This is a genomic window from Microcystis sp. M20BS1 (assembly GCF_020245305.1).
Lineage (GTDB): Bacteria > Cyanobacteriota > Cyanobacteriia > Cyanobacteriales > Microcystaceae > Microcystis > Microcystis ichthyoblabe_A.
The window spans coordinates 18,040-28,471 of record NZ_JADBUZ010000167.1; the positions used below are offsets into that span (position 1 = coordinate 18,040).

The 10,432-nt window shown below is 45.6% G+C and carries 11 protein-coding genes and 1 pseudogene; 8 read left to right on the forward strand and 4 right to left on the reverse strand.

Features of this window, described 5'->3' with window-relative positions:
- Positions 1-62: 62 nt before the first annotated feature.
- Positions 63-992, reverse strand: a complete 930-nt coding sequence (locus tag IM507_RS16635; protein WP_123231044.1) for an NAD(P)H-dependent glycerol-3-phosphate dehydrogenase — start codon at positions 990-992, stop codon at positions 63-65.
- 276 nt (positions 993-1,268) lie between these two features.
- Between IM507_RS16635 and IM507_RS16640 the strand changes: the two genes are divergently transcribed.
- Positions 1,269-1,700, forward strand: a complete 432-nt coding sequence (locus IM507_RS16640) for an NUDIX domain-containing protein (RefSeq protein WP_123231043.1) — start codon at positions 1,269-1,271, stop codon at positions 1,698-1,700.
- A 60-nt stretch (positions 1,701-1,760) separates the two neighbouring features.
- Here IM507_RS16640 and IM507_RS16645 read toward each other — a convergent pair whose 3' ends face one another.
- Positions 1,761-2,978, reverse strand: coding sequence for an ABC transporter permease (locus IM507_RS16645; RefSeq protein WP_069475614.1), 1,218 nt, complete (start codon positions 2,976-2,978; stop codon positions 1,761-1,763).
- 163 nt (positions 2,979-3,141) lie between these two features.
- Positions 3,142-4,620 carry an efflux RND transporter periplasmic adaptor subunit gene (locus IM507_RS16650; protein WP_042791098.1) on the reverse strand — a complete coding sequence of 493 codons (1,479 nt, stop codon included), beginning with the start codon at positions 4,618-4,620 and terminating at the stop codon, positions 3,142-3,144.
- Between IM507_RS16650 and IM507_RS16655 the strand changes: the two genes are divergently transcribed.
- The 6 genes from IM507_RS16655 to IM507_RS16680 all read left to right on the forward strand — a co-directional run bounded on the left by IM507_RS16655 (position 4,562) and on the right by IM507_RS16680 (position 8,354).
- On the forward strand, positions 4,562-4,708 hold the full coding sequence (locus tag IM507_RS16655; RefSeq protein WP_002740204.1) for a hypothetical protein: 147 nt from the start codon (positions 4,562-4,564) through the stop codon (positions 4,706-4,708). The two genes, IM507_RS16650 and IM507_RS16655, sit on opposite strands and share 59 nt — an antisense overlap.
- 34 nt (positions 4,709-4,742) lie before the next feature.
- On the forward strand, positions 4,743-5,624 hold the full coding sequence (locus tag IM507_RS16660) for a tetratricopeptide repeat protein (protein WP_287637366.1): 882 nt from the start codon (positions 4,743-4,745) through the stop codon (positions 5,622-5,624).
- A 209-nt stretch (positions 5,625-5,833) separates the two neighbouring features.
- Positions 5,834-6,601, forward strand: coding sequence for a hypothetical protein (locus tag IM507_RS16665; RefSeq protein WP_287637367.1), 768 nt, complete (start codon positions 5,834-5,836; stop codon positions 6,599-6,601).
- Complete coding sequence (locus tag IM507_RS16670; RefSeq protein WP_287637368.1) at positions 6,594-7,415, forward strand: hypothetical protein; 822 nt, start codon at positions 6,594-6,596, stop codon at positions 7,413-7,415. The genes IM507_RS16665 and IM507_RS16670 overlap by 8 nt, the downstream gene beginning before the upstream one ends.
- A 261-nt stretch (positions 7,416-7,676) precedes the next feature.
- Positions 7,677-7,916 carry an antitoxin gene (locus tag IM507_RS16675; RefSeq protein WP_002793069.1) on the forward strand — a complete coding sequence of 80 codons (240 nt, stop codon included), beginning with the start codon at positions 7,677-7,679 and terminating at the stop codon, positions 7,914-7,916.
- 9 nt (positions 7,917-7,925) lie between these two features.
- Positions 7,926-8,354, forward strand: coding sequence for a type II toxin-antitoxin system VapC family toxin (locus IM507_RS16680; RefSeq protein ID WP_002793070.1), 429 nt, complete (start codon positions 7,926-7,928; stop codon positions 8,352-8,354).
- Positions 8,355-8,358: 4 nt separating this feature from the next.
- Here the strand turns inward: IM507_RS16680 and IM507_RS16685 are convergent, their stop codons facing one another.
- Positions 8,359-8,625 carry a hypothetical protein gene (locus tag IM507_RS16685; RefSeq protein WP_103111475.1) on the reverse strand — a complete coding sequence of 89 codons (267 nt, stop codon included), beginning with the start codon at positions 8,623-8,625 and terminating at the stop codon, positions 8,359-8,361.
- Between the two features lie 479 nt (positions 8,626-9,104).
- Here IM507_RS16685 and IM507_RS16690 point away from each other — a divergent pair.
- A pseudogene (locus IM507_RS16690) lies at positions 9,105-10,432 on the forward strand (CHAT domain-containing protein); the annotation flags it as partial.

Consider the following 10,432-nt stretch of genomic DNA (forward strand, 5'->3'; position numbering starts at 1 on the left):
TTCCCCACTCCCCAACCCCCCACTGATTACTGTTTACTGCTTACTAAAAAATCTCTTGTCTCTTAATCAAATTCTGCTTTTAAATCCCGACGCATTAATTCATAAACGGCAACTTGGGGAGAAATTTCCCCGCGCAAAAGACGATCAACTTGACAGGTAATCGGTACATATAAATTTTTTTCTTGGGCAATTCTCATCAAAACTTCTGTGGTATTTATTCCTTCGGCAGTTCCCTCTAATTTCGCTAAAACTTCCGGCAAAGATAAACCTAAAGCTAATTGATAACCCACTTGATAATTGCGGGATAAAGGACTATTACAGGTAGCTAATAAATCCCCTAAACCCGATAAACCGAAGAAAGTTTCTTGACAACCTCCTAGACAAGTTCCCACCCGAATTATTTCCGGTAAAGCGCGAGTTAATAGGGCAGATTTGGCATTAGTACCTAACTGTAAACCATCACAAACCCCAGAAGCGATCGCCATGACATTTTTAAGAGTGCCACCTAACTCAGTCCCCAAGGGATCGCTATTCAGATAAACCCGAAAAGATTCGCCAGATAATAATTTTTGTAACAATATTGCTGCTTTTTGCTGATAACTTGCTACCACCGTCGCAGCGGGTAAACCTTGATTAATTTCTTTAGCTAAATTAGGACCGGAAAGAACCACAAGGGGATTAGCGGGAAAAGCTTGATTCCACAGATGAAAAGGGGTACGAGTGGTGATCGGATCTAATCCCTTGGTAGCGGTGACGATAATGGTGCGAGAATTTAATGATAATTGCTGTAATTTTTTGATCGTTGGGGAAACGCCTTTAATCGAAACTGCTGAAATAATTACGTCAGTATCTGCTATAATAGCCCCTAAATCTTCCCCACTATGACGCGACCAAACCCTAACAGTTAAGTAATTACGTCTAGCCAAATTAGCGAGAGTTTGTCCCCAAATTCCCCCACCTATCACCGTAATTTTCTTGGCATTTTCTAACAACTTTTATTCCCCTCCTTATTAGTGATCCCTGATCAGTGACTGGTTAGAAAGGATTCGATTTTAAGGTTATGAGTCTTAAATGAAATTATTGACCGATTACTGATAAGTAGGTAGGTGTTAAAAGTTGTCTGATCCCCCCTTATCAAGGGGGGCAGGGGGGATCCCCCCGCCTATCGGCACCCCCCTTATCAAGGGGGGCAGGGGGGATCAGAGGCAAAATCTATCTTCAATTTAATTATAACTACTTACTTAACTGTTCACTGATAACTGAAAAAAATGACAACCTATCGCAATCCTGCCCCTACTGTTGATGTTATCATCGAACTGATCGACTCGCCCCATCGTCCGATCGTACTAATTGAGAGAAAAAATCCGCCTTTTGGTTGGGCAATTCCGGGGGGATTCGTGGACTACGGCGAATCAGTGGAAACGGCGGCCATTCGGGAAGCTTACGAGGAAATCAGCTTGCAGGTGCAGTTAATCGAGCAATTTCACGTCTATTCCGATCCTAACCGCGATGCACGTCAACACACCATTAGTATCGTTTTTATCGCCACGGCAAAAGGCAAACCGATCGCTGCCGATGATGCCAAAAAAGTCGGGATTTTTCATCTCTGGGAATTCCCCCAACCTTTATGCTTTGATCACGATCGCATCCTCAATGATTATCGTCGTTATCGGGATTATAAAATCCGTCCCACACATTAAACCCCAACTTAGCTATAAAAGCAATCCTTGCCAAAAACGTCCCCGAAAAAACTTAAAAAATTATACACTTCTGAGAGCGACAATCGGTTCCAATTTAGAGGCACGATAGGCGGGAAAAACGCCGAAAAAGAGACCAATACCCGTGGAAACGCTCAAAGACAGGGCGACGGCGCTGGCGGAAACAGTGGCAGCCAGGGGGGAGAAACTGGAGACAAGAACGATCGCTCCCGCACCGACGAGAATACCAAGCGCACCGCCAGCGATGGAAACGAGAGTTGATTCAATCAGGAATTGTAAGAGAATATCCTGTTCTCTGGCTCCGATCGCTTTTCTTAGTCCGATTTCCCCAGTTCTTTCCGAAACCGAAACGAGCATAATATTCATCACCCCGATACCACCGACAATTAGGGAAATACCGGCGATTAGAGCCAAAAGTAGGGTTAGACCCTGGGTAATCGTGCCGAAGATTTCGATCATCTGTTTAGCAGTTTCGACGCGAAAATCATCCTCAGCGACTATTTTATGGCGTAAACGCAGAAGATTCTGGATTTGGAACTTAGCGGCGCGGATTTCCTCCCCCGATCGCGCGGTGAGACTAATCCAACTCAACTCGACACCGTAGGCAGAGGTTTTGCCCACCAGTTGCGAGTTCATGGTGCTAAGGGGAATAATCAGCATTTCATCCTGATTATTGCCAAAAAAGGAGCCTTTCGCCTCTAAAATCCCGATCACCTCAAAACTGAGATTTTTGATCCGCAGCTGTTGACCGAGGGGATTTTGGGTGGGGAAAAGTTGCGCTGCCACTTCACGGCCGATTACCGTTACCCGTTTGTTGCGGGCTAGATCGATATTATTGATAAAACGACCTTTTTCTAGGGTAAAATTGCGGACAGAAGCGTATTCTGGGGTGCTTCCCGTCACTAGAGCCGTCATGTTGCGATTACGATAGGAAATCAGGAAACGAGCGTTTATTTCCGGGGCGACTTCGGCGACGGTGGGAACTTGTTTGGCGATCGCCTGAGCATCAGCTAAAACCAGGGTTTTCGGTAAATCAACGGTGGTATTGCGTGCTTGTCGCGACCCCGGCACCACAAAAATGGTATTGGGTCCCAAGTTAGCAAACTGGTCATTGGCTAAGGTTTGCGCCCCTTGGCCAATACCGATCATGGCCACCACCGAAGCGTTACCGATGATAATTCCTAACATGGTCAGGCCGCTACGCACTTTATTGGCCCTTAGGGTGGAGACGGCCATTTTTAAACTTTCGATGATAAACATATCAGTTATCAGTGGGGTGTGGGGTGTGGGGTGTGGGGTGTGGGGAGAATAAATAAAATAATCTCCTGTCTCCTATCTCCTGACGACCGACGATCGACTGCTGCCCGATCATAAAAAAGACAATTGGGAGATATTTGTTAAGAAAAATTATTGAGATTTTTGATTATTTTTGATTAGTTTTTGAGGTATCTTCAGCCCCTTCGGGGAGATCGATAAAGACCTTTTCTCCAACTTCCAAACCTGATAAAATTTGAGTTTTATCGTCTAAGACCAAACCGATCGAAACGGGTTTAAAACTGGGTTTATTTGCGGCATCGGGAACTAAAACCCCTGACTTGCCTTCCCTGGTGACAATGGCGACAGTCGGCACAACGAGGGCATTATCTAACTGCTGGCCGACAAAAGTTACATCTACATTCATTTTTGATTTGAGTTTGTCCCGTCCCGTTACCAAACCGATTCTGACCTCAAAAGAAGTAACATTATTCTCGATAATTGCTTCGGGAGCCACAAGAATAACTCGACCTTCAAAGACTTCTTCAGGAAAAGCATCGGCGACAATTCGCACTGGTTGGCCGCGCTGCAATAAACCCACATCTACTTCCGGCACTTTAGCAATCACTTCCAATCCCGATGCTAGGGCGATAATCGAGGTGGAAGTGGCGGAAGCGGTGCTAGAGGCCGAAGTGGTGGGAGTGACAAAAGAACCCTCAGTGGCGTATTTTTGGGTGACGATGCCATCAAAGGGAGCAGTAATGACCGTATCGCGGTATTGAATCTTGATTTGCTCTAAATCGGCCCTAGCGGCCGCTACAGATGATTCTAGTCGAGCCAGCTCGGTTTCTTGGGTTTTTTGGCGTTGTTCGAGGGCAAATTTTGCTTCTGCGATCGCTGCTGCCGCTCCTATCATTTCCTGCTCAATTCCGGCCACTTCTGGGGAAGCGGTTTTATCCGCTTGTTCCAAACGGCGGATCGATTCGTCTAAATTGGCTTTAGCGTTGAGATATTCATTGAGGACGGCATCAAATTGGTCTTGAGCGATCGCCCCTTCCCGGACTAAATTTTCATTGCGTTTAACCCGATTTTCTGCTAGTCGAAACCGGGATTGGGCCGCTTGTACCTGAGCTTGTAGCTGGTCTAAATCTTTCGGAATTCTTTCTTTGGCCTGAGCTAAACGGGCTTCTAATTGCTTATAACTGGCCTGGGCCTGATAAAATCGGGCTTGTAATTGCCGGATATCTTCCGGAATACTGCGTTTAGCCTGTTCCAGACTGGCTAGAGCTTCCCGTAGATGCGCTTCTGACTGCATTCCTTGGGCATATACCTCTAAATTATCCATGACGGCGAGGGTTTGTCCCTTTTTAACGATCATGCCCTGATCTACCAATAATCGCACTAATCGGCCAGGGTTTTTCGGGCTAATGTTGACACTTTGGATTGGTTCCACCCTACCACTAGCTTTAATTTCCACAGCGAGGGTTTCCCGTTGAGCAGGAACGGTCATTTCCGCCAATTCTACGCCAGGAGGAGGAGTTTGCAACAAACGATAAGAAACCACTCCCACCGCCAGAAAACTACTAGCCATGAGTCCGAATATCCAAAATAGGGGGCGATTTGATTTTCCCAACACGGTTATTGCCATCGATCAGCCAAAAGTTAATTGGTTATATACTAACGTCTCTAGAGTTGCCTTTGTTGTTTCTTTAGCCAACAACTCCCAAGCGAGATAGACTGATTAAAAAAGGCCTATCCCAGGGGTAAACTGTGCCAAAACTTCGATTAATCATTTCTTTGCTCATTTTTTTCGTCGCTGGCAGCCCGCCAGCTTTTTCCCAAGCGCTACTCCCCTACGCCATCGAACCGGAGTTAGAACAGATGGAACAAGCGGGAATTGAAATGGCTGAGGATGCTATCCAATTAGCTCGTTTTCGCCGTACCGATGCAGCCCTCGGACGGGCTAGGTTAGCGGTGCAGTTGGCCCCCCATCTCTATCAAACTTGGTTTATTCTCGGTAGTTTATATCTGCAAGACGATCAGGTACAACCCGGTATCGAGGCATTAAATCAATCTTTGTCCCTTGCTCCCGCCGATGCCCACGCTAATATTAAATTTTCTCTCGGTAGTGCTTATTTTCAGAATCAAGATTACCAGTCTGCTATTGCCCAGATTGAAGCGGGTTTGCAAATTAAACCCGATGTCTCCCCCGCTCTTTTTGATCTCGGTAATTCCTATCTCAAGTTAGCACAATATCCTGATGCGATCGCAGCTTACGAAAAGGCTGTTAGTCAAGATAAAGATTTTTGGCCGGCTATTAATAATATTGGTTTAGTTAAATACGAACAGGGTGACAAGGAAGCCGCTCTTAAAGATTGGCGGGCCGCTTTGAAAATTGATCCTAAACAGCCGGAACCTCAGTTAGCTATTGCGGTGGCTATTTATAGTCAAGGGAAAACCGAGGAGGGCATCAAATTAGCTCAGGCCGCTCTCACTAGCGATAGTCGTTATGTCAGTCTAAAATTTTTGGGAGAAAATCTCTGGGGTCAACGTCTTCTGCAAGACACGGAGAAAATGTTTAATCATCCCCAAATGAAAGATTTTATCGCTCGTTTGCCACAACCAACCCCAGAAGCGGACGAAGAAAATTAAGCTGATGGCAGCAAGCATTAAGATAACCCCTTAGTTAATTGGCTAGGAATTCTTGAGGCTTGCTCTAACTAATTAGGGCTGGCTGAATATCGTTAGCAGCTTTGCTAAAAAATGGTTTTGGGACTTTATTAGCAAAACAACAAATTTTTTGCCGCAAACCCCACATACAGTACAATTATTACAGTTAAGGGTTTGAAAGGCCTAGGATGATGGCAAAGCAATCAGGGGCAATCGCGGTAACAGAACATGATAATAAATGTCCCGAATGTCTGCACCTAGAGATTTCGGGAGAACCGGTTGCGTCTGAGTCTAAGGGTGTTTTTCCCCGTTTCAAAAAGTCTGAACCAGAGGCGTTTTCCCTATCGGTGCGGATTATTTTTAATGAGCAGTGGCTTGATTTTCGCTTTGGACGGGTTAAGTTTGGTTTGCGGGGGGGAGAGTTACGCTTAAAACTGGAGAATGGCCAAATGCCTTCTGAGTTGAGAAATGAAGCGTTGAAAAAGATTTTAGCAAGGGAATTAGAGATTGAACGTCAGTTAGGGGGAGAACAGGAAAACAAGTCTCAACTAGAAGGAACTGTAACTCCTGATTTATCGAAAGCAAGCTTAAAGGGAGTTAGAGAACAGCGTCGGAAAGAGTCCCAGGGGGATAAGTTTCAGTTTAAAATAGCGCAAATTAGTCACAAGGGAGCAAATAATCAGCCTGTGTGGGTGTTCGAGAATAGGACAGGTGAGCCTGTTTTGATTGGGGAATTAGCGGATTCCCTGGGTAAAATGTTAATTGCGGGTGTTTCCTGGAGCGTTGAAGCGACATTTACTCATGAAATGCGTCAGGTTGTGATTACGGGTTTAGAAAATTTATTTAAAGATGATATTTCTGGACACAAATTAAACGTATTTGAGTTAGCAGTAGCTAAGTTATTTTTAAAGCATAAAACCCAACCCTATCTAAGTCGTCAGGTATTACGTTATGAGTGATGCAGATTTTATTCGAGAAGTTGAAGAACTGTACCTGCGTCTTGCTAATGCAGATACAGATGATCTGGTTGAGTTAGCTAAACTTGCGGGTTTAGACCCTAAAACAGATTTAGCCGACTCTGTTTGGGTTCCCTATCCCAGCTTTGGGGAATTTCGCCAGAACACCTTAGCGGCGGCGGTGCTGACAGATTATCTAGAAGAGCATGGGATAGAGGTAGATGCTGCGGCGGCTGATAATGCTCAAGTGGTACTACCCAAGCTAGGTAAACTAGAAGCTGTATTGATTCCTCAAGACTCTGGTGAAGAAATGTTAGATTTAAGCCAAATTAGGGTCGAAATTGACCTAAATCCGGCAACTCTAGCCTATATTTTAATCGAGTTAGGGGAAGGAGGAGCTTGGTTAACTGGGGTTCTGTTGAGTTCGGACCTGCGTCAGGATTTCCCAGAAGGCGGTGCGGTGTCCTTGGCGATGAGGAAACCTATATCGGCGCTGTGGGAGGCTTACCGTCGGTGGGAAAACTGTCAGCAAATCATGGCGCAGTATATCGATAAACAAGGCTGGTCAGTGGAACAGCGATCGGAGGTAATCACAGTGTTAAACTGGGTCTGGGACTATCGGCAGGACTATGAGCGTCCGACGCTATTAGGGGACTTTTTAGCAGAGAAGGCCAACGAGAATAATGAGAATTTTAAACCCTTAGTCTCGCGTCCGGAAGGGGTAAAGGAAGCAACGCCTGAGCCGTCTTCAGAGGGTGCGGTGGACTGGCTAGAGGTGGCGATGGATTTGCTTGATGAATTGGGAAAATGTATTTAAAAATAATAATATCAGAATGTAGGGTGCGTTGGGGGTACGGGCGAAGCATTCGGATAGGAAATCTAGGGTTTCAGTAATAGGTTATTGTCCGAATGCTTCGCCCCTACTCAATCATCTAACAATCCGTCGTAACGCACCACATCTATCATTAATTTAACTACTACTTGGTGCGTTACGCTATCGAAGGGCGCACCCTACTAATACTGTTCCCTGTTCCCTGTTATAAAATAGTAAGGTGATCATTAACAAAGAGGTCAACAGATGCAAAACTTACGTCAGGTTTCTTTACTAACAAGTGGACAAGAGCAAGTCTTAACTATTCCTCCTGAACTTGCCTTATCAAGCACAGAGGTTTTGTTACGCAAAGAAGGTCATCGCTTAATCATTGAGCCGATTTCTTCCGGTTCTCTAATTTCTTTGCTGACTACTTTGCCAGACATTACAGACAATTTTCCTGATATAGATGAAGGGTTGCTTCCCCTTGATGACATTACATTTTAGTACCACCCAATGACCTATCAATATCTGCTTGATACTAACATCCTATCACATTTGATCAGGTATCCCCAAGGTCAGGTTTTCCAGCATATTGTGGATGTCGGCGAAGAAAGCGTTTGTACGAGCATCATTGTGGCGTGTGAATTAAGATTTGGAGTGGTTAAAAGTGGTTCCTCCCGTCTGGTGCAGCAACTAGAACGCATCCTGGAGTTCTTGACAGTTTTGCCATTAGAATCAACTGTAGATAAGCACTATGCCCTAATTCGTAAACATTTGGAGCAAGCAGGAACCCCAATCGGTCCAAATGATTTACTGATTGCTGCTCATTCTCTAGCGCTTGATCTGACTCTTGTTACCGCAAATACTCGTGAATTTGAGCGTGTGCCTGCTTTGAAGTTAGAGAATTGGTTGATTGATTCTGTAATAATTTTGGGGGGATAATTTGTCATAAATGATCTTGCTGATGGTGGTTTTGGATATATTCTGCCACTACTTTTTTGCGGTTTTCTCGCAATGATAAATCAGGTGGAGCATTTTCTAAAAGATGCTGAGGATGACCTCCCCGGCGTTGTAATAAAGTTTTACGCGGTTTTAAGCTTTGCCAATGTTCGTAAATGAGTTTTTTCAGAAGTTCTTCTGAGCTAATATTCTCTTCGGAAATGATGTCTGCTAGATAGTTCTCGGTTTCTCGATCTAGATTAATCGATAACATTGTTACTTCATGGGATAAATCAATATCTTTGATTATAGCTTAAAATCCATGATCGCACTCACCCCCCATCCCCAATTGAGTTTGCTAGAGAAAAATTCAGGGTACGGGCGAAGCATTCGGATAGGAAATCTAGGGTTTCAGTAATAGGTTATTGTCCGAATGCTTCGCCCCTACTCAATCATCTAACAATCCGTCGTAACGCACCACATCTATCATTAACTTAACTACTACTTGGTGCGTTACGCTATCGAAGAGCGCACCCTACTATAATTAGACTAGAATTGAGTTTGCTAGAGAAAAATTCGGGGTACGGGCGAAGCATTCGGATAGGAAATCTAGGGTTTCAGTAATAGGTTATTGTCCGAATGCTTCGCCCCTACTCACATCTAACAATCCGTCGTAACGCACCACATCTATCATTAATTTATTTGGTGCGTTACGCTATCGCTAACGCACCCTACTAAAACCTAAAACCAATCATGAACGAAGCAAGAATAGAAGCTTACTTAGCCCTAATCCAAGCGCTCCTCCAGTGCGAAAATGGTCAGGAACCAGCGCTATTACAAGCTAATGCGGAATTACTTGATGCAGGCTTAGTCGCTGTGATGAAGCAGTATGCAGACTTATTAGAACAGCAAGGACAAAGCAATGAAGGGAGATGGTTGCTGAATATGGCGCAACAGTTAGAGCAAATTTTAGACCCACCAAGAGACAACCAAGACCTCTACATCAGTTTTTTACAAACCCTACTGCAAACTATCGCAGAAAGTCGCGGAAACCCCCAAGCAATTTATCCCCTGCTCGACAATAACCTCCATCTCTTAGATGAAAACTTAGTTAACCTCCTCCGTGCTTGGGGAAATGATACCAAGGAACAAGCCAGTCCAGAGGAAACTTACGGACTAGGGGTACTCCTCTATCGTCTTGCTGATGCTTTTTCTAGGTTTACTAAAGGTAATCCACGCATTAACCTAGCCATTGCCGTCTATGGATACGAGTTTTGTGCTGCAACTGAACGCCAACCGGGATTAGAAAGGGAGTTAGCCACAACCCTCAATAATCTGGGCAATGCCTACCTCACCCAAGCCCAACTGGGGCAAGAGCCAGTGGCCAACCTAGAACAGGCGATCGCCGCCTACAACGAAGCCACCACCATCCGCCGCCAACCGGGATTAGAAAGGGATTTAGCCCAAACCCTCAATAATCTGGGCAATGCCTACCGCACCCAGTCCCAACTAGGGAAAGAGCCGGTAGTTAACCTAGAACGGGCGATCGCCGCCTATACCGAAGCCACCACCATCAGCCGCCAACCCGGATTAGAAAGGGATTTAGCCGTTACCCTCAATAATCTGGGCAATGCCTACCTCACCCAGGCCCGACTAGGGAAAGAGCCGGTAGCCAACCTAGAACGGGCGATCGCCGCCTACACCGAAGCCACCACCATCTTCCGCCAACCCGGATTAGAAAGGGATTTAGCCCAAACCCTCAATAATCTGGGCATAGCCTACCTCACCCAAGCCGAACTAGGGAAAGAGCCGGTAGCCAACCTAGAACGGGCGATCGCCGCCTACACCGAAGCCACCACCATCCGCCGCCAACCCGGATTAGAAAGGGATTTAGCCGAAACCCTCAATAATCTGGGCAATGCCTACCGCACCCAAGCCGAACTAGGGAAAGAGCCGGTAGCCAACCTAGAACGGGCGATCGCCAACCACACCGAAGCCACCACCATCTTCCGCCAACCCGGATTAGAAAGGGATTTAGCCCAAACCCTCAATAATCTGGGCAATGCCTACCTCACCCAGGC